At 69.2% G+C, this 24,242-nt stretch carries 26 protein-coding genes; 8 read left to right on the top strand and 18 right to left on the bottom strand.

Annotated features, from left to right (window positions below; genetic code table 11):
• The first annotated feature begins 106 nt into the window (after positions 1–106).
• Together MELE44368_RS20965 and MELE44368_RS20960 are read left to right on the top strand one after the other, a co-directional pair.
• Positions 107–1,312: a cytochrome P450 gene (locus MELE44368_RS20965; RefSeq protein WP_128110276.1), complete on the top strand. Its 1,206-nt coding sequence runs from the start codon at positions 107–109 to the stop codon at positions 1,310–1,312.
• The gene (locus MELE44368_RS20960) at positions 1,309–1,527 is read left to right on the top strand and encodes a ferredoxin (RefSeq protein WP_128110275.1); all 219 of its coding nucleotides are present in this window, start codon (positions 1,309–1,311) and stop codon (positions 1,525–1,527) included. Before MELE44368_RS20965 ends, MELE44368_RS20960 begins: the two co-directional genes overlap by 4 nt.
• On the opposite strand, the gene MELE44368_RS20955 is transcribed toward MELE44368_RS20960, so the two are convergent.
• Genes MELE44368_RS20955 through MELE44368_RS20945 form a run of 3 tightly spaced genes read right to left on the bottom strand, consistent with a single transcriptional unit; the run spans position 1,487 to position 4,016 of the window.
• Entirely contained in the window at positions 1,487–2,089 is a 603-nt protein-coding gene (locus MELE44368_RS20955) for a hypothetical protein (RefSeq protein WP_128110274.1), read from the bottom strand. The two genes, MELE44368_RS20960 and MELE44368_RS20955, sit on opposite strands and share 41 nt — an antisense overlap.
• Complete coding sequence (locus tag MELE44368_RS20950) at positions 2,086–2,721, bottom strand: PaaI family thioesterase (protein ID WP_128110273.1); 636 nt, start codon at positions 2,719–2,721, stop codon at positions 2,086–2,088. Before MELE44368_RS20950 ends, MELE44368_RS20955 begins: the two co-directional genes overlap by 4 nt.
• Positions 2,718–4,016, bottom strand: a complete 1,299-nt coding sequence (locus MELE44368_RS20945) for an adenylosuccinate synthase (protein ID WP_128110272.1) — start codon at positions 4,014–4,016, stop codon at positions 2,718–2,720. Before MELE44368_RS20945 ends, MELE44368_RS20950 begins: the two co-directional genes overlap by 4 nt.
• 77 nt (positions 4,017–4,093) lie before the next feature.
• Here MELE44368_RS20945 and MELE44368_RS20940 point away from each other — a divergent pair, with 77 nt between their 5' ends.
• The 3 genes from MELE44368_RS20940 (at position 4,094) to MELE44368_RS20930 (ending at position 6,588) form a co-directional block, all read left to right on the top strand.
• Positions 4,094–4,672, top strand: coding sequence for a peptidase M50 (locus MELE44368_RS20940; RefSeq protein WP_128110271.1), 579 nt, complete (start codon positions 4,094–4,096; stop codon positions 4,670–4,672).
• 105 nt (positions 4,673–4,777) lie between these two features.
• On the top strand, positions 4,778–5,557 hold the full coding sequence (locus tag MELE44368_RS20935) for a site-2 protease family protein (RefSeq protein ID WP_128110270.1): 780 nt from the start codon (positions 4,778–4,780) through the stop codon (positions 5,555–5,557).
• 140 nt (positions 5,558–5,697) lie between these two features.
• On the top strand, positions 5,698–6,588 hold the full coding sequence (locus tag MELE44368_RS20930) for a cation diffusion facilitator family transporter (protein WP_064918465.1): 891 nt from the start codon (positions 5,698–5,700) through the stop codon (positions 6,586–6,588).
• Positions 6,589–6,592: 4 nt separating this feature from the next.
• On the opposite strand, the gene MELE44368_RS20925 is transcribed toward MELE44368_RS20930, so the two are convergent.
• A complete protein-coding gene (locus MELE44368_RS20925) occupies positions 6,593–7,009 on the bottom strand; it encodes a DUF3151 domain-containing protein (protein WP_046751722.1) in 417 nt (138 codons plus the stop codon).
• 92 nt (positions 7,010–7,101) lie between these two features.
• Here MELE44368_RS20925 and MELE44368_RS20920 point away from each other — a divergent pair, with 92 nt between their 5' ends.
• On the top strand, positions 7,102–7,971 hold the full coding sequence (locus MELE44368_RS20920; RefSeq protein WP_128110269.1) for an Rv0361 family membrane protein: 870 nt from the start codon (positions 7,102–7,104) through the stop codon (positions 7,969–7,971).
• On the opposite strand, the gene MELE44368_RS20915 is transcribed toward MELE44368_RS20920, so the two are convergent.
• Positions 7,968–8,981, bottom strand: a complete 1,014-nt coding sequence (locus tag MELE44368_RS20915; RefSeq protein WP_128110268.1) for an alcohol dehydrogenase catalytic domain-containing protein — start codon at positions 8,979–8,981, stop codon at positions 7,968–7,970. The two genes, MELE44368_RS20920 and MELE44368_RS20915, sit on opposite strands and share 4 nt — an antisense overlap.
• 130 nt (positions 8,982–9,111) lie before the next feature.
• Here MELE44368_RS20915 and MELE44368_RS20910 point away from each other — a divergent pair, with 130 nt between their 5' ends.
• Positions 9,112–9,789 carry a DedA family protein gene (locus tag MELE44368_RS20910; RefSeq protein ID WP_128110277.1) on the top strand — a complete coding sequence of 226 codons (678 nt, stop codon included), beginning with the start codon at positions 9,112–9,114 and terminating at the stop codon, positions 9,787–9,789.
• Here the strand turns inward: MELE44368_RS20910 and MELE44368_RS20905 are convergent.
• From MELE44368_RS20905 to MELE44368_RS20870, 8 genes are read right to left on the bottom strand one after another with little or no spacing between them, the layout of a single operon-like run.
• A complete protein-coding gene (locus MELE44368_RS20905; RefSeq protein ID WP_128110267.1) occupies positions 9,786–10,982 on the bottom strand; it encodes a vWA domain-containing protein in 1,197 nt (398 codons plus the stop codon). The two genes, MELE44368_RS20910 and MELE44368_RS20905, sit on opposite strands and share 4 nt — an antisense overlap.
• The gene (locus MELE44368_RS20900) at positions 10,982–11,629 is read right to left on the bottom strand and encodes an SRPBCC family protein (RefSeq protein ID WP_128110266.1); all 648 of its coding nucleotides are present in this window, start codon (positions 11,627–11,629) and stop codon (positions 10,982–10,984) included. Before MELE44368_RS20900 ends, MELE44368_RS20905 begins: the two co-directional genes overlap by 1 nt.
• Before the next feature lie 19 nt (positions 11,630–11,648).
• Positions 11,649–12,536 carry an AAA family ATPase gene (locus MELE44368_RS20895; protein ID WP_128110265.1) on the bottom strand — a complete coding sequence of 296 codons (888 nt, stop codon included), beginning with the start codon at positions 12,534–12,536 and terminating at the stop codon, positions 11,649–11,651.
• Positions 12,533–13,129, bottom strand: a complete 597-nt coding sequence (locus MELE44368_RS20890) for a nucleotidyltransferase family protein (protein ID WP_128110264.1) — start codon at positions 13,127–13,129, stop codon at positions 12,533–12,535. The genes MELE44368_RS20895 and MELE44368_RS20890 overlap by 4 nt, the downstream gene beginning before the upstream one ends.
• The gene (locus MELE44368_RS20885; RefSeq protein WP_128110263.1) at positions 13,111–13,884 is read right to left on the bottom strand and encodes an XdhC family protein; all 774 of its coding nucleotides are present in this window, start codon (positions 13,882–13,884) and stop codon (positions 13,111–13,113) included. Before MELE44368_RS20885 ends, MELE44368_RS20890 begins: the two co-directional genes overlap by 19 nt.
• Positions 13,885–13,892: 8 nt before the next feature.
• Complete coding sequence (locus MELE44368_RS20880) at positions 13,893–16,295, bottom strand: aerobic carbon-monoxide dehydrogenase large subunit (protein ID WP_128110262.1); 2,403 nt, start codon at positions 16,293–16,295, stop codon at positions 13,893–13,895.
• Positions 16,292–16,780, bottom strand: coding sequence for a (2Fe-2S)-binding protein (locus MELE44368_RS20875; protein WP_128110261.1), 489 nt, complete (start codon positions 16,778–16,780; stop codon positions 16,292–16,294). Before MELE44368_RS20875 ends, MELE44368_RS20880 begins: the two co-directional genes overlap by 4 nt.
• Before the next feature lie 18 nt (positions 16,781–16,798).
• Entirely contained in the window at positions 16,799–17,674 is an 876-nt protein-coding gene (locus tag MELE44368_RS20870) for an FAD binding domain-containing protein (RefSeq protein WP_128110260.1), read from the bottom strand.
• A 136-nt stretch (positions 17,675–17,810) separates the two neighbouring features.
• Here MELE44368_RS20870 and MELE44368_RS20865 point away from each other — a divergent pair, with 136 nt between their 5' ends.
• Positions 17,811–18,788: a LysR family transcriptional regulator gene (locus tag MELE44368_RS20865; protein ID WP_046751711.1), complete on the top strand. Its 978-nt coding sequence runs from the start codon at positions 17,811–17,813 to the stop codon at positions 18,786–18,788.
• On the opposite strand, the gene nhaA is transcribed toward MELE44368_RS20865, so the two are convergent.
• The 5 genes from nhaA to MELE44368_RS20840 are packed head-to-tail and all read right to left on the bottom strand — an operon-like array spanning position 18,772 to position 24,068.
• Positions 18,772–20,628 carry a Na+/H+ antiporter NhaA gene (gene nhaA, locus MELE44368_RS20860; protein ID WP_046751710.1) on the bottom strand — a complete coding sequence of 619 codons (1,857 nt, stop codon included), beginning with the start codon at positions 20,626–20,628 and terminating at the stop codon, positions 18,772–18,774. The two genes, MELE44368_RS20865 and nhaA, sit on opposite strands and share 17 nt — an antisense overlap.
• Positions 20,625–21,725 (bottom strand): glycoside hydrolase family 76 protein, encoded by a 1,101-nt coding sequence (locus MELE44368_RS20855; RefSeq protein WP_046751709.1) that lies wholly within the window; start codon positions 21,723–21,725, stop codon positions 20,625–20,627. The genes nhaA and MELE44368_RS20855 overlap by 4 nt, the downstream gene beginning before the upstream one ends.
• Positions 21,726–21,739: 14 nt before the next feature.
• Complete coding sequence (locus tag MELE44368_RS20850; RefSeq protein WP_046751708.1) at positions 21,740–22,381, bottom strand: TrmH family RNA methyltransferase; 642 nt, start codon at positions 22,379–22,381, stop codon at positions 21,740–21,742.
• Positions 22,374–23,267, bottom strand: a complete 894-nt coding sequence (locus tag MELE44368_RS20845) for a hypothetical protein (protein ID WP_046751707.1) — start codon at positions 23,265–23,267, stop codon at positions 22,374–22,376. The genes MELE44368_RS20850 and MELE44368_RS20845 overlap by 8 nt, the downstream gene beginning before the upstream one ends.
• 12 nt (positions 23,268–23,279) lie before the next feature.
• Positions 23,280–24,068, bottom strand: a complete 789-nt coding sequence (locus MELE44368_RS20840) for an SDR family NAD(P)-dependent oxidoreductase (protein WP_128110259.1) — start codon at positions 24,066–24,068, stop codon at positions 23,280–23,282.
• Positions 24,069–24,242 lie beyond the last annotated feature (174 nt).

The raw sequence follows: 24,242 nt of genomic DNA, 5'->3' as shown, positions 1-24,242 counted from the left end.
AACCTCCACGGTCAGGAAATGTTTCCCTGACCGTATGAATCCGCCCGAGTAAAAACGCCCAAAAGGTAGATCTCGCGCCGCCCAGGTGCGCGGGTAACGTCGAAGCATGACCCGGGCCGCCGAACTTCCGCCGCTGCACATGCGGCGCGACGGGCTGGAGCCGACGTCGGCGCTGCGGGAGATCCGGGACAACACCGGCGTCCGCACCGTGACGAACTCGTTCGGGATGCAGGTCTACCTGATCACCCGGCACGACGACATCAAGGCCGTGCTGTCGGACCACGAACGGTTCTCCAACAGTCGCCCGCCCGGCTTCGTGCTGCCCGGCGCGCCAACGCTTTCCGAGGAGGAGCTGACCAGGGCCCGCTCCGGCAACCTGCTCGCCCTCGACCCGCCTGAACACCAGCGGCTGCGCCGGATGCTCACCCCGGAGTTCACCATCCGCCGGATGAACCGGCTGGAACCGCGCATCGCGGAGATCGTCGACCAGCAGCTCGACGCCATGGCCGCCGCCGGTCCGCCCGTCGATCTGGTGGAGACGTTCGCGTTACCGATCCCGTCGCTGGCGATCTGCGAGCTTCTCGGCGTGCCCTACGACGACCGCGACGAATTCCAGCAGCGCAGCGCGCGTCAGCTCGACCTGTCCGTGCCCATTCCCGAACGGCTGGACCTGCAGCGGCAGGGCCGCGCCTACATGGGATCGCTGGTCGAGCGGGCCCGGCGCAATCCGGGCGACGACATCCTCGGCATGCTGGTGCGTGAGCACGGCGCCGACCTCACCGACGACGAGCTCGTCGGCGTCGCCAGCCTGCTGCTGCTGGCCGGGCACGAGACCACGTCGAACATGTTGGGGCTGGGCACGCTGGCGCTGCTGCGGCACCCCGACCAGCTCGCCGCGGTGCGCGACGATGCCTCCGTCGTCGCGCCAGCCGTTGAGGAGCTGATGCGCTGGTTGTCGATCGTGCACAACGCGATCCCGCGCTACACCACCACCGACGTCGAGGTGGCCGGGGTGAAGATTCCGGCCGGCGAACTCGTGTTCGTCTCGCTGCCGTCGGGCAATCGGGACCCGGACTTCATCGACTCACCCGACGTGCTGGACATCCGGCGCGGCGCGATCGGACATCTCGGGTTCGGCCACGGGGTCCATCACTGCCTCGGCGCGCCGCTGGCCCGAATGGAGATGCGCATCGCGTTTCCCGCACTGCTGCGCCGCTTTCCGACCCTGGACCTGGCCGAGGACTTCGACGATGTGCAGTTCCGGTCGTTTCACTTCATCTACGGTCTGAAATCATTGAAGGTGAAATGGTGAGAGTGCAAGCCGATCGCGACGTGTGCATACAGGCGGGCAACTGTGTGATGGTTGCCGGCGAGGTGTTCGACCAGGATGACGACGGCATCGTGACGGTCCTGGTGGACTCGGACGGCGGAGCCGTCCAAACGGCCGAGGTGCCTGGCGACCAGCTGGCCGTCGTGGAGGAGGCGGTCAAGCTGTGTCCGTCGCAAGCGCTCCGGCTCGTCGAGTGAGCAGCAGCAGACTCACGCACAGCACCCACAGCGGGAACGCCAGCAGCAGCCACATCGAGACGTCGCTGGCCACCAGGATGCCCACCGCGGCAAGGTAAGTCGCCACCACCAGCCAGCGCGGCATCAGGCTCGTCTTCAGCCAGATGGTGGCCAGCGTGATCATGAACACCGCGGCCATCCGCAGCCCGTACGTGTTGCCGAATGCCAGCGTGAGCTCGCGGGCGAACTCTGCCGTGGTGCCGTTGCTGTGTGCTGCGGCCATATTCGTCGCCGAGGCAGCGAACATCATTGCCAGAAACAACAATCCGCTGCCGATGAACACCGTCGAGAAGAACTTGTCCTCGTACCCGCCGAAACCGTCGCGCACCACGCCGATGAACCACAGGAACGCGATGCCCGCGAACGGCATCAGGGTCGCCGCCACCCGGGTGCGCGCGTCGCCGCCGTCGGGCATTGCAGTGCGCATCAGCACCATCACCGTGGTGAACAGCACCGCGAACAACACCCCGGCGAGCGCCGCCGCGCGGGGCGTCGAAAGCCGGTGTCGAACTGGGACCGTCATGGCTGGCCCGGCAGTAACCGGATCATCAGCCCGTGGGCCTCGGCGAGCAGGTTGCCCTCGGGGTCTCGGAGTTCGGCGTTGACGAACGCCTTGCGGCCCTCGGCTTTTCGCATCCAGCCGCGCGCGGTCAGCGGCGTGTCGATCGGGGTCACCTTGCGGTAGTCGACGTGCAGGAACGCGGTGCGGCTGATCGGCCGGCCGACGGCGTGGATCACCATGCCGAACACCGAGTCGAACAGCAGCGGCAGCACACCGCCGTGGACGGCGGAGTTGCCGCCCACGGAGAACCGGCTGAACTGCACGGTGAGCGTCACGCCCTCGGGGCTGAGGGTGACGTCGCGGTACGGCGGCATGAGCAGGCTGCCCGCTCCCGGCAGCGACGGCACCCGGTTGGCCGGGCCGACGCCTTCGGGCGCCTCGAAGGGATCGAGCAGCTTGACCAATTCCTCTGCGCGGTCGGCGGCTTGATCCCAGGTGTCGTCGTCGGGGTCGGCGGAGACCGCCAAATCCTGCAGGCGACGCATCGCGGTCAGGAACCGGCCGAACCCCGGCCCCGGCGTCGCGGGCTCGAATTCGGGGAAGCCACCGTGCTTGTCGTAGTCCGGATCGACCAGATGTGGGTCATCGCTCACGGGCGGGCCGCCAGGATGTCGCGACGCACAATGGTCTGGTCACGGCCCGGTCCCACACCGATACACGAAACATACGCTCCGGCAAGCTCTTCCACTCGCAGCACGTAGTCGCGCGCCTTCGCGGGCAGGTCGTCGAACTCGCGGGCGCCGGAGATGTCCTCCCACCAGCCGGGCATCTCCTCGTAGATCGGCTCGGCACTGGCGATGTCGGACTGGGTCATCGGCATATCGGTGAGGCGCTGGCCGTTCACCCGGTAGCCCACACACACCGGCACGGTCTCGAGGCTGGAGAGCACGTCGAGCTTGGTCAGGAAGTAATCGGTGATGCCGTTGACCCGCGTTGCGTAACGGGCGATCACCGCGTCGAACCAGCCGCAGCGGCGCCGTCGGCCCGTGGTGACACCGAACTCGCCGCCGGTCTTGGACAGGTATTCGCCCTTCTCGTCGAACAACTCGGTGGGGAACGGGCCCGAGCCGACCCTCGTGGTGTACGCCTTGAGGATGCCGAGGACGGTGGTGATGCGGGTGGGGCCGATTCCGGAGCCGACCGCGGCGCCGCCGGCGGTCGGGTTCGACGATGTCACATAGGGATACGTGCCGTGGTCGACGTCGAGCAGCGTGCCCTGCGACCCTTCGAGCAGGACCGTCTCCCCCTTCTCCAGCGCCGAGTTGAGCAGATAGCGGGTATCGGCGATGCGCTGCTGGAACCCCTCGGCCTGCTCCAGCAGGGTTTCGACCACTTCGTCGGCCTCGATGGCCTTGCGGTTGTAGATCTTGACGAGCACCTGGTTCTTGAACTCCAGTGCGGCTTCGATCTTTTCGGACAGCAGCACCGGGTCGCGAACATCGGCGACGCGAATTCCGATGCGGGCGATCTTGTCCTGGTAACAGGGGCCGATGCCGCGGCCGGTGGTGCCGATCTTCTTGCTGCCCGCATAGCGTTCCACGACCTTGTCGATCGCCACGTGATACGGCATGAGCAGGTGCGCGTCGGCCGAGATCAGCAGCCGCTCGGTGTCGATGCCGCGGTCCTCCAAGCCTTTCAGCTCGGTGAGCAGCACCCCGGGATCGACCACCACGCCGTTTCCGATGACGTTGGTGACGCCGGGAGTGAGGATGCCCGAGGGGATCAGGTGAAGGGCGAAGTTCTCACCGTTGGGCAGCACGACGGTATGGCCGGCATTGTTGCCGCCCTGGTAACGCACCACCCACTGGACCCGCCCACCGAGTAGATCGGTGGCTTTTCCTTTGCCCTCGTCGCCCCATTGTGCGCCGATGAGCACGATTGCCGGCATGGCATATTCTCCCGCTAATCTGCAACAACACTGCAGCCGGTGAGCCACCTTATCCCAGCCGCACGTGAGGAGCCGCGTTGAGCGCCGCTGATGTCGTGGTGTTGCCGTTCGGTGGGCGTCGACTGCCCCGTGCGCTGCGCAACCTCCCCGTCGCCGATACGCCCGAGGTCAGCTGTCGCCGGATGATCGTCGTGGGTTCGCACGCCGACCTGGCAAGTGTGCTGACGCAGCTGCTGCGCGCCGACCGGCTCGACGTCGAGGTCGCACACGTGCGGCGTTTCTGGCAGGCGCGACGTGCGATACGCGGCGTCGCCACCCGAGTGCCGCTCATCCGCGACGAAACCGGCACCGTGATCGTCGGCGCGGCGGAATGGCGCGGCGACCCTGCGGGTTCGGCGCTGCACGGCGAGGCCGTCGTCGACGACACCGTGCTGTTCGACGGTGACGTGCCCGGGGTCCGCGTTGAACCCACGCTGATGATGCCCGGGCTGCGCGCGGCGGTGCTGCGACGAGGCCGGCTGCGCTGGGTCACCGGACGCGCCGCTCAGCTTGGCACGACGGGCGCGATCGTGCGCCGCGACGGTGTGCCGGGGCGGCGGCCGGTACGGCGCTCGACGTTCTACCGGCACACCGAGGGCTGGCTGCGGGTGGGCTGACGCCGCCCGCCCGCCCGCCGCGTGCCGAGACCGACGAAATGGTGGATTTCTCTCGCACTTTTCCGCCCGTTTGTCCCTTTCGGCGAAGCGGTAGCGTCACTAGCCGTGACCATCCGTCCGCTGAACCAGTCGGTGCGGCCCAGCCCGATCTTCCTCGCGATCGTCGCGCTCACGGCGGTCGGCGGGGTGCTGGCGTGGATCTCCGCCGATGCACCGGACCTGCTGGCCTACGTCGGGGTGTTCATCTTCGTCATCGCCGGCTGGGTGGTGACGCTGTGCCTGCACGAGTTCGCTCACGCCTTCACTGCGTGGCGCTTCGGCGACCACGACGTGCCGGTCCGCGGTTACCTGACGCTGAACCCGTTCAAGTACTCCAACCCGCTGCTGTCGATCGGGTTGCCGATCCTGATCATCGCGATCGGCGGCATCGGGCTGCCCGGCGGGGCGGTGTGGGTGCGCACGTCGTTCATGACCCGACGGCAGAAGACGCTCGTCAGCCTCGCGGGCCCGGCCACCAACCTGGCGTTCGCGGTCTTGCTGCTGACGCTCACCGCGCTGATGCGCGACGCGCAGCGCTCGGTGTTCTGGTCCGGGATGGCGTTTCTGGGCTTTTTGCAGGTGACGGCGTTCGTGCTCAACATGCTGCCGATCCCCGGCCTCGACGGCTACGGCGCGCTGGAACCGCACCTGAGCCCCGAAACCCAGCGGGCGCTGCAACCGGCCAAGCAGTGGGGCTTTTTCATCCTGCTGATCCTGCTGCTCACCCCGGGGCTCAACCAGTGGTTCTGGGACATCGTGCTGTGGTTCTTCGACATCTCCGGCGTGCCCCGCCAGCTGGTGGGCGCGGGAAGCGCGCTGACCCGGTTCTGGTCGGCCTGGTTCTGACGCGGCGGGCCCCGACCCGCGAGTGTGCGTCCCCCATACGCCCCGCCCGGCGTGTCGCGTACGAAACCGCACACCCGGCGAGCCAGCACACCCCGCGGGCGAACCCTTGACATATGCGTATTTATGCATATATTGCTGGCATGGGTGTCGGACATGATCACAGTTCGGTTGATGCCCGCGTCTCGCGGATGGTCATCGCCGCGGCGATCCTCACCGCGTTCTTCGCGCTGGAGCTGACGACCGCGCTGGTGATCAACTCGATCGCCCTGCTGGCCGACGCCGGCCACATGCTCACCGACCTGGTCGCGATGTTCATGGGCCTGACCGCGGTGCTGCTGGCCCGCCGCGGCAGCACCTCGCCCGCGCGCACCTACGGCTGGCACCGCGCCGAGGTGTTCACCGCCGTGGCCAACGCCGTGCTGCTGGTCGGGGTGGCGGCATTCATCCTCTACGAGGCGTTCGAGCGGCTCGGCGATGCGCCCGACGTGCCCGGCGTGCCGATGATCGTCGTCGCGCTGGCCGGGCTGGCCGCCAACGCCGTCGTCATGCTGCTGCTGCGGTCGCACTCCGAGAAGAGCCTGGCCGTCAAGGGCGCCTACATGGAGGTCCTCGCCGACACCGTCGGCAGCGTCGGCGTGCTGATCGCGGGCATCGTCACGGTCACCACGCACTGGCCCTACGCGGACGTGGTGGTCGCCGTGTTCGTCGCGCTGTGGGTGTTGCCGCGGGCGTTCTCGCTGGCCCGCGCCGCTCTGCGGATCCTGTCGGAGTCCTCACCGGCCCACATCGACGTCGACGAGTTGCGCACCGCGCTGTGCGAGGTCGAGGGCGTCACCGATGTCCACGACCTGCACGTGTGGACGCTGGTGCCCGGCAAGGACATGGTCACCGCCCACCTGACCAGCGCGCGAGATTCCGCGTCGGTGCTCGACGACGCGCGTGCGGTGCTGACCGCGCGCGGCTTGGATCACTCCACGGTGCAGGTCGAACCGCCCGACGACGCCGCGGACTGCAAGTGCGAAGCGGAGTGACCGCTCAGCTCAGGCCCAGCGCCGAACGCGCGCCGGGGTCGCAGTCGTCGAGCAGGTCCAGGCAGCGCTGGTACTCGTCGGTCTCCCCGATCGCCTCGGCGGCGCGGGCCAGCGCGGCCACACACCGCAGGAACCCGCGGTTGGGTTCGTGGCTGTAGGGGACCGGTCCGAAGCCCTTCCAGCCGTTGCGCCGCAACTGATCCAGCCCACGGTGATAGCCCGTGCGGGCATACGCGTAGGCGGTGACGGCCTGGTCCTCGGCCAGCGCCGCCTCGGCCAGCGCCGCCCACGCCACCGACGCCGACGGATGCGCCGCGGCCACGATGGCGGGATTCTCGGCGGCGGCCAGCTCCGCTTCGGCGGCGCTGTCACCGGGAAGCAACACGGGATCCGGTCCGAGGAGATCACCCATCCGCGTCATGGCCCCATTGTGCCGTGCGGCGGGCAAAGCATGGAGCCGGCCGGATGGTTAAGCTTCCGGCCGTAGCGTCGTAAGGGAGGAAAGCCGCACGGATGCCGAACCCATCAGGGCCTGACCAGCCAGATGACGAAGTCGACGTGACCCCCGCCGACGACACCCCACACACCGACGACGCCGATGCCGACCGGGCGGACTCCGACGAGCCGGCCGACGACGCGCGCCACGATTCCGAGGCCGCCACCGAGGTGCTGCCGCCGCCGGATCCCGATCACGAGCCGGCCACCGAGGTGATCTCGCAAGCCGACGCGCCCACCGAGGAGAGCCCGGCAAGCCAGCCCGCCGAACGCCGGTTCACCGCGCCGTCGGGGTTCGACGCCGGCTCCACGCAGAAGATCGACACCCCGCAGGATCCTGCCACCGAGGTGTTCTCTCCGCCGCCCGGCGCGGTGCCGCAGCAGAAACCCGTTGCGCCACAGATGATTCCACCGCGGGACGATGCGCCCAAGTCGCCGCAGAACCGGCGCAGCTGGGGCTGGGTGATCGCGGTCGTGCTGGTGATCGCGGCGCTGGCGGCCGTCGCTGTGCTCGGCACCGTGCTGCTCACGCGCAGCTCGGAGTCCAAGGTGTCGCAGGAGGACCGGGTCCGTTCGACGATCCAGAACTTCGACATCGCGATCCAGAACGGCGATTTGGCGACCCTGCGCAGCATCACCTGCGGCGCCACCCGCGACAGCTACGTCAAGTACAACGACCAGTCGTGGGCCGAGACGCATGCCCGGGTCGCCGCGGCCAAGCAGTACCCGGTGGTTGCCAGTATCGACGAGGTGGTGATCAACGGCGACCACGCCGAGGCCAACGTCACCACATTCATGGCGTTCGCCCCGCAGGTGCGCTCGACCCGAAGCTTCGACCTACAGTTCCGCGACGACCAGTGGAAGATCTGCCAGGCCCCCAACAGCTAGACGGTCAGCACCATCCGGTAGCGCGCGCTGCCCGCCTCCATCGCGGCGTACGCGTCGGCGGCCTCGGTCAGCGGCCGCTCTTCGATCCAGGCGCGCACCCCGCTCTGCACGGCGAACCGCATGGTCTCCTCGACATCGCGCGACGTGCCCGACGGGTGCCCGACCACGCGTCGCCCGGCCATGATCAGGTCCGCGGGGCTGATCGGCAGCGGATCGGCCGACACGCCGCAGATCACGAGTTCGCCCTCCGGGCCCAGACCGCCGACGGCTTGGCCGATGGCCGCCGAGTTCGCCGCGGTCGCCAACACCACGGTCGCGCCGCCGAGCGCCTGAAGCGCCGCCGCGACGTCCTGGGCGGTCGAATCGATGTAGTGGTGCGCGCCGAGCGTGCGGGCGTCGTCGGCCTTGTCGACGCCGCGGGCGATCGCGACCGTCTCGAAGCCCATCGCCCGTGCCCACTGGACCCCGAGGTGTCCGAGCCCGCCGACGCCGACGACGGCGAACAGGTCACCGGGCGCCGCCGCGGTGCGCCGCAGGCCGTTGAAGGTTGTGACGCCGGCGCAGCCCATCGGTGCGGCCTCGGCGAATGACAGCTCGTCGGGGATGCGGGCCAGTGCGGTCACCGGGACGACGACCGACTCGGCGTACCCGCCGGGGTAGTGCCAGCTCGGCACCTGCATCCGCTCGCACTGCATGAACTTGCCCGTGCGGCACGGCACGCATCGGTTGCAGTTGCCGCCGAACCAGCCGACCGCGACCCGGTCACCGACCGTGAAGGTGTCGACGCCGTCACCGATTTCGGCGATCGTGCCCGCGATCTCGTGGCCCGGGGTGACCGGCCACGTCATCTGGGGAAAGCCACCGTTGACGATGCCGTGGTCGGTGCCGCACACCCCGCACGCGGCGACCGTGATGCGTACGTGGTCGCGCGGCGGCGACGCCGTCTCGACCTCGCTCAGCACCAGCGGCGCACCTGCGGACTCGACCAGCACGGCTTTGTGAGTGGGCATATTCGGACCCTAGCGGCGCCGACGCGGGTGCGCCTGCCGTCGACGTTTCCTGGATCAACGACGCCGACCGGTATGTTGGGGCGTTGTGACCACCACGGCCCTCTTCGCGGCGAGCGACCGACTGGCGCTCATGCCCGACTTCCTGGACCCGATGACGCTGCTGGGCTACTTCGGGGCGTGGGCGCTGGTCGGTCTGCTGCTGGTGATCTTCGTCGAGTCGGGGGTGCTGTTCCCGGTCCTACCCGGTGATTCGCTGCTGTTCGTGGCGGGCATGCTGGCCGCGGGCACCGCCGCGCTGGCCGCGGAGGGCGGCCAGACCATCAACTTCCAGCTGTGGCAGCTGCTGGTGTTCATCCCGATCGCGGCGATACTCGGTGGTCAGGCCGGCTACTGGATCGGGCGCAACGTCGGCACGGCGATGTTCAAGCCCGACGCCCGGTTCCTCAAGCAGCGGTACCTCGACGAGGCGCACGAGTTCTTCGTGCAGCGCGGCCCGTTCGCGATCGTGATCGCCCGGTTCGTGCCGATCGTGCGGACGCTGGCGCCGTTGACCGCGGGCGCGGCCCGGATGAGCTATCCGGTGTTCGCGCTGTACAACATCATCGGCGCCGTCGTGTGGGGCGTCGGGTTGACGCTGCTCGGCTACTGGCTGGGCCAGTTCGAGTTCATCCAGAACCTGCTGGAGCCGATCGTCATCGCGATCGTGGTGGTGTCGGTGATGCCGATGCTGCTGGAGTGGCTCAAGCGTCGCCGCGCCTCCAAGCGCGCCGGCGGGACCGCGCAGCCCGCCACCGAGCACCCGTCCTAGACCGCCTGGTCGGCCAGCACGGCGAACAACTTCTTCAGCCCGGTCAGGGAGTGCGCGGGCAGAAAGTGATCGCAGTAGGGCATCGCGGCGGCCATCGAACCGGCCAGCGGGCGGAAGTCGGGGTGTGCGGCACGGGGGTTGAGCCACACCAGGGTCTGCGCGCGCCGACGCACCCGCGCCAGCGCCCGCTCCAGAATCTCCGGCGGATCACTGTCCCATCCGTCGGAGGCGATGATCACCACCGCGCCGCGTAGCGCGTTGCCGTGCGGCGCCGACAGCAGCTCGCCCACGCAGTGACCGACGCGTGTTCCGCCGTACCGGTCCGTGACCTTGGCGTTGGCCTTGGCCAGCGCCACCTCTGCGGAACGATGCGACAGCGCCGCGGTGAGCCGGGTCAGCGATGTCGAGAACGCGAACACCTCGGGCCGGATTCCTTTGTGCCGCAGGGCCGCAGCACGCATCAGGTGCAGGTAGACGGTGGCGTAGGGCTGCATCGAGCGGCTGACGTCGCACACGAGCACGACGCGCCGGGGGTGCGCACGGGCGCGGGTGCGCGCCACCCGCATCGTCTCCCAGCCCGTCTCCCGCGACTGCCTCATGGTCGCCCGCAGGTCGATGCGTTTGCCATGGCGGTGCGGTTCGGAGCGCATGCTGCGGCGCTGTGGCCAGCGCACGACGGACTGTTCGAGCCACCGGCCGAGCAGCCGCAGCTCGTCAGGGTCGAAGCGTTCGAAAGGTTCGTCGGCAGACGCGACGATCCGGCTGGGCAGGGTGTCGGGGATGCCGTACTCGCTGTCGTGGGGGTCGGTCGCCGTCACCGATGCCGGCCTGGTGCTCCACGGCAGCCCGCCGTCCGCGACGGCCTGCTCGCGGCCGGGCACCGCCGGGTCGGCCGCGGCGGTGGTGCCGAGGCTGCGTTTGAGCCCCGGCGGGTCCACTCCCAGCACCGCGTCGGCGAACACGGCCTCGAACACCGCGTCGAACGGGGCGATGTCCTCCACCCGGTTCACCAGGGTCAGCCGCGCCGCCCAGTACAGCTGTGTTCGGGTGGTGGGCCAAACCCGTTGCAGCACATCGACGAATCCCGCTGGGCCGCTGGCGGAGACCGCGACACCGCCGCTGTGCAGTCGATCCACCAGCGCAACGGCGAAGGCGGCGATGTCGACGCCACGCAGCAGATACGGCGTTGACATCAGTTGCCGCGCCGGGCCTTTCGCACGAGTATGAACACCACAGCCGCGATGAGGACGGCCCCGAGTACCGCGGGCGCGTACTTCTTCAGCGCGCCGCCCCCGGCGAGTTCGAGCAGGTCGATGGCCTCCGGCTCACGCTTGGCCGTGCCGATGTCGATCACCGGAGCGGCCTCGCCGTGTTCCGGTACGGGCACCGCGGCCTTCTCGGCGGCCAGTTTCTGCTCGAGCTCGTCGACGAACTGGCCCAGCAGCTTCTCGGAAACCTGTTGCAGCATGCTGCTTCCGAACTGGGCGAGCTTACCGACGATCTTCAGGTCGGTGTCGACGGTGACCCGGGTGTGCTCGCCCGCGTCGTGCAGCTGGGCGACGACGGTGGCGGCGGCGTTGCCCGTGCCGCGGGCCTCCTTGCCCTTGGCGTCGATGACCGCGCGGTACTTCTCGTCGTCCTGTTCGACGAACCGCACCTTGCCGCTGAACTCACTGGTCACCGGGCCGACCTTGACCTTGACCTTACCGAGCACGTCGTCGCCGTCACGGCCCGTCATCTGCGCTCCCGGCATGAGGGGGATGACCTGTTCGAGGTCGGTCAACACCCGCCAGGCGTCCTCGACGGGCACGCTGACGGTGAACTCGTTTGCGATCTTCATCAAGCATTTCCTCTCAGTCTCAACGGTATTCGACGAATGCGTCCCTGATCAGAGCGCGGTCATCGGGGGTCTTGGCCAGGGCACCCAGGCTGGCCAGCCCACGTTCGGTGTCCGCGGCGACCAGGTCGGTCACCCCGAGCGCGACCAGCGCGGCGACCCAGTCGATGGTTTCCGCGATGCCCGGCGGCTTGTCGAGGTCGAGGCTTCGTGCCGCGCCGACGAACTGGGCGGCGTGCTCGATGAGCGGGGCGCTCGCGCCCGCCACGGTGCGGCGCACGATGTCGGCCGCGCGCACCGGGTCGGGGTAGTCGATCCAGTGGTACAGGCAGCGGCGCCGCAACGCGTCGTGCAGATCTCGGCTGCGGTTGGAGGTGAGCACGACGATCGGGGGCTGCTGCGCGACAAAGGTGCCCAATTCCGGCACGGTGACGGCTGCCTCGCCCAAGAACTCCAGCAGCAGTGCCTCGAACTCGTCATCGGCACGGTCGATCTCGTCGATCAGCAGCACCGGCGCACCCGGTCCGCGATATCGGACGCACTGCAGAATCGGCCGGTCGACCAGATAGGCCTCGGTGTACAGGTCGGACTCGTCGATCCCGGTGCCGCGTGCTTCGGCCAGCCGGATGGACAGCAGCTGACGCTGGTAGTTCCAGTCGTAGAGCGCCTCGGCGGCGGTCAGGCCCTCGTAGCACTGCAACCGCAGCAGTGGCGTACCCAGCACCGCGGCAAGCACTTTGGCGGCGGTCGTCTTACCCACCCCGGGTTCACCCTCCAGCAGCAGCGGACGCCCGAGCGTGACCGCCAGGTAGATCGCCGATGCCGTACCGATGTCCAGGAGGTAATCGTGGGAGTCGAAGCGACGGATGACGTCGTCGACATCGGCGAACAGCGCCGATGATGCGGTCATTGCGCCACCGATGCGAGCAGGCGCTCGTAGTCGTCCCAGGTGTCGACGTCCAGCGGTGTCGTCCCGTCGATGCGCACCCGGCGCACGTCGAAGGAGCCGGACTCGATCATCCGCCACACGCCCTTGTCGCCGTGCAACTCCGAGAGAGCACCGAATACGCTGCGGCCCAACCAGAACGGATGGCCTATGCCGTCGTCGTACCGGCACACCGCGATCGGGGCTCCTCGGCCGCACGCGACCAGCTTGGTCACGGTCCTGCGAGCCACGCTCGGCTGGTCACCGAGCATCAGCACGACGCCGTCTGCGCGCGGATCCACCCACGGCAGGGCCGCGCGCAGCGACGACGAACAACCCGCGGCGTGGTCGTCGGCCAGCACGATGTCGATGCCGTCGAGGACCACCGACTTCCGCACCGCGTCCGCCGCCCTGCCCAGGGTGACGATGAGCTGGTCGAACGGGCAACTCCTGGCGACCGCGAGCGTGGCGCCCAGCACCGTGGTGGCACCGAGTTTCAGCAGCTGCTTGGGCGTTCCGCCCAAGCGCTGAGATGAGCCGGCCGCCAGCACTATCCCCGTCACCCGTGACCGTGGCATGCATCCTCTCTTCGCGTCTCGGCCGGTGCGGCTGCCCGGTCGTCCACTCTGATGGCGCGGATCACCTCGGCCAGGATCGACACCGCGATCTCCGCCGGCGTCTTCGCGCCGATCGGCAGGCCCACCGGGGTGTGCACGCGTCGCCGCTGCTCCTCGGTCAGGTCGAGGTCATCGAGCAGCGCCTGCCCCCGCACCTTACTGGCCACCAGCCCGACGTAGCCGACGCCCGCCTCGAGCGCCGCGCGGATCATCTGGGCCTCGGGGCCGCCGTGGGTCGCGATGACGACGGCGGTGGCCTGCGCGAAATCCGCTTCGTCGTCGCGCATGTCGTCGCGCATTACGTCGTAGCCCAGCACGGTGCACATGCTCGCCAGCGCCTCGGCGATCGGCGTGGCCCCGCACACCCGGATCAGTGGCGGGGGCACCTGCGGCGCCAGGAAGATCTCCAGCGCCCCTCCGGACAGGCACGGGTTGACCACGACGCACGCGCCGGGTGCCTCCGGGTAGTGCACGTCGCCGTCGGGCAGCACCCGCAGCAGCACGCTCTCCCCCGCCTGCAACGCACCGAGTGCCGCCGTGCGCACCGAGTTCTGCGCGCAGTGCCCACCGACGAAGCCTTCGATCGTGCCGTCCGACAACAGGATCGCCTCATCGCCGGCGTGTGCCGATGCGGGCTGTTGGGCGCGCACGACGGTGGCGTGCACGAACGGCGTCCGCGCGCGCCGCAGCTGGGCGACCCGTTCGGTGATCGTCATGTCGTCTCCTAGATCGGGGGTTGCGCCCGGCCCTGCATCGCCTCCCACACCCGCGACGGGGTCAGCGGCATGTCGGCATGGCGAACCCCGAACGGCGCCAACGCATCCACCACGGCGTTGACGACCGCCGGCGGCGAGCCCACGGTCGCCGACTCGCCCACGCCCTTGGCGCCGATCGGATGGTGCGGCGACGGTGTCACGGTGTGGCCGGTCTCGAGGTTGGGCACCTCGACCGCGGTCGGGATCAGGTAGTCCATCAGCGACCCACCCAGACAGTTGCCCTCCTCGTCGAACGCGATGATCTCCATCAGTGCCATACCGATCCCGTCGACGATGCCGCCGTGCACCTGGCCCTCGATGATCATCGGGTTGATGCGGGTGCCGCAGTCGTCGACGGCGAGGAACCTGCGCACCTTGACCACCGCGGTGCCGGGGTCGATGTCGACGACGCAGAAGTACGCGCCGTACGGATAGGTGAGGTTCTCGGGGTTGTAACAGATCGACGCGTCCAACCCGCCCTCCAGGCCCTCGGGCAGGTCGCCGGCCCCGTGCGCCCTCATCGCGATGTCGGCGATGGTGACCGACGCCGACGGGTCCCCCTTGACGTGGAATGTGCCCTTGTCCCATTCCAGGTCGGCGATGCTGGCTTCGAGCATGCCCGCGGCGATGATCTTGGCCTTGTCGCGGACCTTGCGTGCCACCAGGGCGGCCGCCGCGCCCGAAACCGGGGTGGACCGGCTGCCATAGGTGCCGAGCCCGAACGGGGTCTGGTCGGTGTCGCCGTGCACCACGTCGATGTCATCGGGCGGGATGCCCAGTTCCTCGGCGACGATCTGGGCGAACGTCGTCTCATGGCCTTGGCCCTGGCTCTGAACCGACAGCCGCACAACGGCTTTGCCCGTCGGATGCACCCGCAGCTCGCAACCGTCGGCCATGCCGAGGCCGAGGATGTCCATGTCCTTGCGCGGGCCCGCGCCGACGGCCTCGGTGAAGAACGACATGCCGATGCCCATCAGTTCGCCGCGCTCGCGCTTCTCCTTCTGCTCTCGGCGCAGGTCGTCGTATCCGACCATCTCCATGGCCAGCCGCATGGTGTTCTCGTAGTCACCCGAGTCATACAACCAACCGGTCTTGGACTTGTACGGAAACTGCTCGGGCCGCAACAGGTTTGCCAGCCGCAGCTGAGCGGGATCCATCTTGAGTTCGTAGGCCAGGCAGTCCACCAGCCGCTCGACGAGGTAGACCGCCTCGGTGATGCGGAACGAGCAGGCGTAGGCCACGCCGCCGGGCGCCTTGTTCGTGTACACCGCGGTCATGTGGCAGTACGCGGCCTCGATGTCGTAGCTGCCGGTGAACACCCCGAAGAACCCGGCCGGATACTTCACCGGCGCCGCGGTGCCGTTGAACGCGCCGTGATCGGCCAGCACGTTGGACCGGATCGCCAGGATCCTGCCGTCGCGGGTGGCGGCGATCTCACCGAGCATGATGTAGTCGCGGGCGAACCCGGTGGAGGTCAGGTTCTCGCTGCGGTCCTCCATCCACTTGACCGGCTTGCCCAGCAGCAGCGAGCCGACGATCGCGCACACGTAACCCGGGTAGATCGGCACCTTGTTGCCGAACCCGCCACCGATGTCGGGCGAGATGACCCGGATCTTGTGCTCGGGCAGACCGGCGACCAACGCGTACAGCGTGCGGTGCGCGTGCGGCGCCTGCGTCGTCGACCAGAGCGTGAGCTTTCCGCTCACCGGGTCCAGATCGGCCACGGCGCCGCAGGTTTCCATCGGCGCCGGATGCACTCGGGGATAGACGATCTCCTGCTTGACGACCACGTCGGCCTTGGCGAACGCGGCCTCGGTGGCGGCGGCGTCGCCGGTCTCCCAGTCGAAGCAGTGGTTGTCGGTCTTGCCCTCCAGATCGGTGCGGATCACCGGGGCGTCGGGGTCGAGCGCCCGGCGCGCGTCGATGACCGGATCGACGGGGTCGTACTCCACGTCGATGAGTTCGAGCGCGTCGCGCGCCGAGTAGCGGTCCTCGGCGACGACGAACGCCACCTCCTGACCCTGGAAACGCACCTTGTCGGTGGCCAGCACGGCCTGCACGTCGTTGGACAGCGTCGGCATCCACGCCAAGCCCTTTTCGGCCAGATCGGCGCCGGTGACCACCGCTTTGACCTTTGGATGTGCCTGGGCCGCACTGGTATCGATCCCGACGATGCGAGCGTGCGCATAGGGTGAGCGCAGGATCGCCAGGTGCAGCATTCCCGGCAGCACCACGTCGTCGACATAGTTCCCGCGGCCCCTGATGAACCGCGGGTCCTCCTTGCGCAGCATCCGGCCGTGCCCGCACGGCTTCTGGTCGTTGTCGGCCGTACCGTCCGGCAAGCCCTCGGGGCGTACTTCGGTGGTGGTCATGTGTGGGCCGCCTCTGCGCTCTCGGAGCGACCGGCTCGGGCCGCCCACTGGATGGACCGCACGATCGTCGTGTATCCGGTGCAACGACAGATCTGTCCGGAGATGGCTTCGCGGATGGTCTCCTCGTCCGGGTCGGGATCACGGTCGAGCAGGGCGCGGGCCGTGATCATCATCCCGGGTGTGCAGAAGCCGCACTGCAGCCCGTGGCACTGCATGAAGCCCTCCTGCACGGGGTCCAGCCGGCCGTCGACCTCCAGCCCCTCCACCGTGCGGATGGTGTGCCCGCTGGCCATCGCGGCCAGCACCGTGCACGACTTGACCGGCTCGCCGTCCATCTCCACCACACAGGTGCCGCAGTTGCTGGTGTCGCAACCCCAGTGGGTTCCGGTGAGGCGCAACTGATCCCGTAGAAAATGGATGAGCAGCGTTCGCGGCTCGACCTCGGCTGCCACCGGCTCACCGTTGATGGTCATGTTCACTTGCATCGCCAGACCCCTTCGGCCTCAGTTGTTGTCGCGGGCCCGCGCCGCCGCGGTCCGCAACGTCCGGATGGTGAGCTCGGAGGCGAGGTGGCGCTTGTAGTCCGCGCTGCCCCGCATGTCGCTGACCGGGCTGCAGGCTTGCGCCGCGCCGCGGCCCGCCTCGGCGAACGTCTCCTCGGTGGCCGGTTGTCCGGCCAGGTCCGCGCCGACCTCGGCCAGCGCGGCCGGGTCAACGTTCACCGCGGTCAGCCCGAGCCGGACCGCGCGCAACGTCTCGCCGTCGAGGGTCACCGCCGCGCCGGCGGCGGCCACCGCCCAGTCGCCCACCCGGCGCTCCACCTTCGAGTAGGCGCTGGAGCTGTGCAGGGCTAGCGGGATCCGGATCTCGGTGAGCAGTTCGTTGTGGGCCAGCGCGGTCTCGTACGGGCCGGCGAGGAAGTCGTCGATGGCGATCTCGCGCTCCCCGGCCGGGCCCCGGGCCACGCACACCGCGTCGAGCACGGTGCACACGGTCGTCAGATCCTCGGCAGGGTCGGCCTGGCACAGCGACCCGCCCACCGTGCCGCGGTTGCGCACCACCGGGTCGGCGATCACCTTCTCGGCGTCCCGGAAGATCGGGCACACGGCGGCCAACGCGTCGGACTCGAGCGCCTGGCGGTGCCGGGTCATCGCGCCGATGCGCACCAGGGTCGGCTCGACCTCGATGTAGCCGAGCTCGGTCACCAGGTCGTTGATGTCCACCAGGTATTCGGGGTTGGCGATGCGCAGCTTCATCATCGGCAACAGGCTGTGGCCGCCCGCGACGACCATCGCCCCGTCGCCGAGGCGATCCAGGAGTCCGACGGCGTGGTCGACGCTGGTGGCGCGTTCGTATTCGAAGGGACCGGGAACCTGCATGTGACAGTCCTCACACAGTTGGCTGGGCCCCTAGTGTGGGCGGCCCTGACCAGGGCGTCAACCGCGAGTTAAGCGATCGCTTAAACCACTGGTCGACCTGCGCCCGTGCGCCGTCTGTCCGTCGTAGGCTCGCGTCGTGACCCCGGCTCAGCTTCGCGCCTTCTCGGCCGTCGTGCGGCTGGGATCGGTGCGCGCGGCCGCCGAGGAGCTCGGCATGTCCGACGCCGGCATCTCCATGCACGTGGCCCAACTGCGCAAGGAACTCGACGACCCGTTGTTCTCCAGGACGTCGACGGGTCTGGCGTTCACCCCGGGCGGGCTGCGGCTGGCCAGCCGGGCCGTGGAGATCCTCGGCCTACAGCAGCAGACGGCGATCGAGGTCACCGAGGCCGCGCACGGCAGGCGGCTGCTGCGCATCGCGGCGTCCAGCGCGTTCGCCGAGCACGCCGCACCCGGCCTCATCGAGCTGTTCTCGTCGCGGGCCAAGGACCTCTCCGTGGAGCTCAGCGTGCACCCAGCGAGCCGGTTCCGGGAACTGATCGCCTCACGCGCCGTGGACATCGCGCTGGGGCCGGTCGCCGACGCCACCGCCGGACCCGATGACGGCTCGACGGTGCTGCGGCCGTTCCTCAACTACCAGATCCTGACGGTGACGGCACCGAGCAACCCGTTGGCGGCGTTCTCGGATTCGACGCCGCCGTTGTCGGCGTTGCACGAACAGCAGTGGATGCTGGGCCCGTCGGCGGGCGGTGCCGACGGCGAATTCGCCTCGATGCTCAGGGATCTCGCGATCCCGGAGGCACAACAGCGGATCTTCCAAAGCGATGCCGCCGCGCTGGAGGAGGTGCAGCACGCCGGCGGCGTCGGCCTGGCGATCGGTTTCGCCGTCGGCAAGGATCTGGCCGCGGGCCGGCTGGTCCAGGTCAAGGGGCCGCGGCTGCAACGGCCCGGCGAGTGGTGCGCGATGACGTTGTCGCCGTCGGCGCGTCAGCCCGCCGCGTCCGAACTCGTCCGGTTCATCACCACACCGCGATGCACGCAGGCGATGCTGCGCGGCGCCGGGGTCGGCGTGACACGATTCCGGCCCAAGATCCACGTCACGCTCTGGAGCTAGCCGCGGCCTCCAACGCGCGGATCAGGCTGGCGGCATCCCAGGGACCCTTGTGCCGCTTGCCGTTGATGAAGAACGTCGGGGTCGAGTTGAGGTCCATCTCCTCGGCGTCCTGCGCGTCGTCGGTCACCCGGTGCAGCACCTTCGACGGCTGCACGCGGACGTCCTGGTCGAACCGTTCGATGTCGCAGCCCGCGGCCACCGCGTAGCGGTACATGTCCGACCACTCCAAATCGTCCTGGTGCCCGAACAGTTCGCGGCCCATCTCCCAGAACTTGTCCTGCACCGCGGCCGCCTCGCTGGCCCGCGCGGCGTCGTAGGCGCGCGGATGCTCCCGCTCCAGCGGGAAGTGGCGCCAGACGTAGCACAGTTGGTCGCCGAAATGGGCGATGACCTCGTCGATGGCGCCGGTGGCGCGGCTGCAGAACGGGCATTCGAAGTCGCCGTACTCCACCAGGGTCAGCGGAGCGTCGGGGTCGCCGCGGATGTGGTCCCGCTCGGGGTCGATCGGACGAATCATCTTGAGCCCAACCGGATCCGGTGGGCTGATCCAGTCGGTGACCCGGAATATCACCCAGCCGAGGGTGAACGCGACCAGCGATGCGGCCAGCACGCCGATGCGGGCCTGATCCTGACGGTCGGGATCGTCGATCGCGATGTCGACGATGAAAAGCGAGATGGTGAACCCGATTCCGGACAGCGCCGCACCGCCGGCCAGTCGCTTGACTGTCAGCCCGGGCGCCAGCTGCCCGAAACCGGTGCGCTGCATGAACCACGTCGCACCGGTGATGCCGACGAACTTGCCGAGCACGAGACCGGCGATGATGCCCCAGGTCAACGCGGAGCCGAACGCCTCGGCGAGGCTGGCGGCGTCGAGATGGACACCGGCGTTGACCAACGCGAACAGCGGCAGCACGAAATACGAGACGTAGGGCCCGAAGTCGGTCTGCAGCCGCTCGTTGATCGAGATCGACTCACGCAGCCGGCGCGCCGCGGTGCGGGCATACCGCGAGTTCGGTGACTGCCGGAAAGCCCGGATCACCTCGATCGCCTGCTCGACGCGCTGGCGTTCGGGGGTGAAGACCGGGATCAGCAGCGCGACGGCGACGCCGGCCAGCGTCGGGTGAATCCCCGCCACAGCCAACGCCACCCACAGCGCAAAGCCCAGCACCGCGTAGGCCGGCCCGCGCGCGGCGGGCAGAAACCGCACCATCGCGACCGCGACGATCAGCACCACCGCCAGCGCCAGCGGGAGCACCTCGATGCGATCGGAGTAGAACACCGCGATGACGATCAGCGCACCGACGTCGTCGACCACGGCCAGGGTCAGCAGGAACAGCCGAAGCCGGCCGGGGAACTTCGGTTTGATGACGGCCAGCGCGCCGACCAGGAACGCGGTGTCGGTGGAGATCACCACCCCCCACGCGTGCGCGTTGTCCCCGGACGAGTTGATCATCACAAAGATGAGCGCGGGCAGCACCAGCCCGGCGATCGCGGCGACGACGGGTACCGCCGCGCGGGAGCGGTCGGTGAGCTCGCCGATGGTGAACTCGCGGGTGACCTCGAGCCCGACGATGAAGAAGAAGAACGTCATCAGGCCGTCGTTCACCAGGTGCTTGACGGTCAGCTCGAAGTGGTCGGCCCCGAGCGTGAGCCCGACATGGGTGTCCAGCAGTGCCCAATAGCTGCCGTCCCACGGCGAGTTCGCCCAGAGGATGGCCAACAGCGTGAAGGCCAGCAGCAGTGCCGCCGCGGTGTTCTCACCGGTCCGTGACGCCCTGCCTTCGCGGTTGAACCGGGTGGGCAGCAGGCGAACGATCCGCGGTGCCGGTTCGGCGGTCACGTCTGGGTGACGGCGTGCGCGGCTTCCATCAACATCCACCCCGACAGCTGCACCGAGAGATCACGCTCGGGCACCTCGGAGGCGTTGACGGCGCCCTCGACGAACTCCGCCTCTTTGCCTGCCACCGTTGGTATTTCGGCGATGCGGTCCCAGAACGCCCCGAACAGCGGCAGCCCGTCGACGGTTTGGCGGTTGTTCCAGGCGGCCTGCGCGGAATCCAGCACCAGGGCCTTGGCGGTGTCTCGCGCCGCCGCGTCCTGGGAGTCGGTTTGCGGCAACATGGTGACGACCAACGCGAGGTAGCGGGCCAAAATTCCGTTGAACAGCCCACCGTCACCGCCGCCCGCGCCGCGGATCACCCCGCCCGGCGCCATGTGTTCCTTGACCGCGGCGACCAGCCGATGCACCCGCGCGGCGTGCTCGGGGTCGTCGGTGCGCACCGCGAGCTCGGTTTCCAGCCCCAGCACGACGCCTTGGCAGTACGTGTACTGGGCGCGCACCAGTGAGCCGGCCTTGATGCCGTCGAACACCAGGTGGGTGTCCGGGTCGATCAGCGTCTCCTCGATCCAGTCGGCCATCTGCTGTGCGCGCCGCAGCCGGCCTTCGTAGCGGGCCAGGAAGATGCCCGCGGGGCCGTTGGCCGGCGCGTTGAAGAACTGGTCCTGTTTGCGCCACGGAATGCCGCCGCCGTCCTCGGGCACCCACGCGTTGACGAACTGTTCGGCCAGCTTCTTCTGCGCCTTGGCCGTGTCGACCCCGGCCAGCCGCTGGGCACGCTCCAGCGCCAGCGCCAGCCAGGCCATGTCGTCGTAGTAGTCGTTGATCCAGCCGGTGTTCCGCAGCCGATGGGCCCGGATCTGGCGGCGGATCTCGGTCTGCCGCTCGGGCCGGGGGTCGCGCACCTGCGCGTCGACGAGGTTGTCGATCAGGTGGGCCTGCCACCAGTAGTGCCAGGTGCCGAACCACCGGTGATTGCGGGCGGCCGGCCAGGCGACCACGCCCAGCTGGGTGCCCGGCAGTCCCCACAGCCGTTTGGAGTGGCGTTTCTCGATCGCGGCTTCGGCGCTGGCGGCGCGGTTGGCCCATAGCTGGTCCATGCCTCGATCCTGCCTTACCAGGCCGTGGAAAAGTCCGCGTGTTGGGTGATCCAGGTGTGCATGGCGATGCCGGCGGCGACCGCGGCGTTGATGCTGCGGGTGGATCCGAACTGGGCGATCGACACGGTCAGCGCCGCTCCCGCCTTGGCGTCGTCGGTGATGCCGGGACCTTCCTGGCCGAAGATCATCAGGGCGTCGCGTGGCAGCGAGGTGTGTTCGATGCGGACGGCGCCGGGCACGTTGTCGACGGCGACGACGGTCAGCCCGGCGTCGGCGGCGAACGCCAGCAGGTCTGCGGTGGTGTCGTGGTGGCGCAGCCGCTGGTAGCGGTCCGTCACCATGGCGCCACGCCGGTTCCAGCGCCGCCGCCCGACGATGTGCACGGTGTCGACCGCGAACGCGTTGGCGGTGCGCACGACGGAGCCGATGTTGGCGTCGTTGCCGAAGTTCTCGATCGCGATGTGGAGCGGGTGTCTGCGTTCGTCGATGTCGGCGATGATCGCCTCGCGGGTCCAATAGCGGTACGCGTCAACGACATTGCGGGTGTCACCCTCACGCAGCAGGGTGGGGTCGTAACGGTCGTCGTCCGGCGGCGGGCCCTGCCACGGCCCCACCCCGGGTCCCTGGCCCCATTCGGTCGGGCCCGGCTCAGTCATCGACGGTCCACAGCCCGGCATGGGTGCCGATCACCGAAACGGTGCTGTACAGCAGTGCCTGGTTGATCTCGCCCTGCGGACACAGTGAAACCCGGACCTGCACCGCGTCGCGGGACGCGTCGGGCAACACCAGCACCGAGGCCCCGTAGACGTCGCAGGCGTGGCTGAGGCCCGGTGGGGGCAGCGACGGCGACACCAGCACCATCGTCGGGCCGCCCCGGCGCAGTGAGGCTTCGCGGTATTGCTCTGCCAGCCCGCTGATCTCGAGGCCGAGCAGCATGTAGCCGTTGCCCTGGAACGCGGTCGGATCACCGAGCGCGGTCGGGTCGAGCATGGCACCGTCGGCGCGGAACGCGTCGATGCTCGTCGTCTTGATGGACAACCCGGTCTCGTTGTCCTTGGTCGGCGGCAACCCGACCGGAAAGGCCGCGGGGTGCGCCGTCGTCGTCCCGGCGATCCGGTCCTGCGGCGAGTACACGTAGACCCCGCGCACCTGGACCAGGTCGCGGTGCGGGCCCAGGCACACCGTGCCGGACATCCGGTCCGGTGTTGCCGACAGTGGTTGCAGCGCAAGGTTTGTCACATCGCGACAGCCGCCGACCGCGTTGGCCTCGATGGGATGCGCGAGCGCGCCGTAGAGGCCGAACCTGATGTCCTCGGGTTCGGCGTGCGGGGCGTCGGGCTGTGCCGGTGCCGCGTCGACGTCGACCAGCACGTGGTCGCCCTCCACGCGCAGGTTGGACACCGACATGTTCCAGCCCAGCACCGCAAGCGATTCGCCGATGGTGGCGGTCTGCGCGCCGTAGGGGGATTGGAGGCGGTCGTCACCGGAGCACGCTGCGGCGACGAGCACAACCGCCGCCAGCGTCGCGATCAGCGCCCGCACTTACGTCCGGCTCTAGGTTCTGTTCCGGCCACGGCCAACAACTTTCGTCATGGCCCGCACCAGCCTGCGGGGCACCAGGCGGCCTGCGGTGGTGAGCACCTTGTACTGCAGACCGGGAACGATCACGACCCGATTGTGCCCGGTGTCCTTGCCGATGTGGGCCATCGTCTCGCGCACCACGTCGTCGACCTCCAGCCACAGAATCGAGGGGGTGCCGCTCATCTCGATCCCGGCGCGCTGGTGGAACTCGGTGTGGACGAACCCGGGGCACAGCGCGTACACGCCGACGCCGGTGCCGCCCAGCCCGTTGGCCAGCCCCTCCGAGAACGCGATCACCCACGCCTTCGACGCCGAGTACGTCGATCCACGTCCGGGGAGCAGCCCGGCGACGCTGGCGACGTTGATCACGGTGCCGCGGCGCGCGTCCAGCATCGCGGGCAACGCGGCGTGGGTGAGCTGCATGACCGCGGTGACGTTGACGTCGAGCTGCGACTGCAACAGCTTGTAGTCGGCGGTCCAGAACTCGCCGGAGGTGCCGAAGCCGGCGTTGTTGACCAGCACCTGCACCCCGGCGGCGAGCCGGTCGGCCACCTTGGCCCGGTCGGCCGCCTCGGCCAGATCGGCGATGATCACCTCGACCTCGGCGCCGGCCTCGTCGTGCAGCTCGGCGGCCAGGCGCTCGAGGCGCGCGGCGTCCCTGGCGACCAGGACCAGGTCGTGGCCGTCGGTGGCGTAGCGGCGGGCGAACCCCGCGCCGAGACCCGATGTCGGTCCAGTGATCAGCGCGACGGGACGAGACATGCCTAAGAGGGTACTTACCGCTGGTAGTGCGGTGACTGCCGTCCGTTGCGCGCCGACGGCGGCCGGCGCGCGCCCTCAGGACGGGCGGGCGGCGGAGCGTAACGGCCCGCTTCCGGGCGCCCCGCGACGGGTTCCGCGCGGCCCGGTGCCGCTTCGGCGCGGCCAGGCGGCACC

This window comes from Mycolicibacterium elephantis DSM 44368 (assembly GCF_004014805.1).
Taxonomy (GTDB): domain Bacteria; phylum Actinomycetota; class Actinomycetes; order Mycobacteriales; family Mycobacteriaceae; genus Mycobacterium; species Mycobacterium elephantis.
The sequence above is the reverse complement of the archived record's forward strand: the minus strand, read 5'-3'. Positions and strand labels throughout refer to the sequence as shown.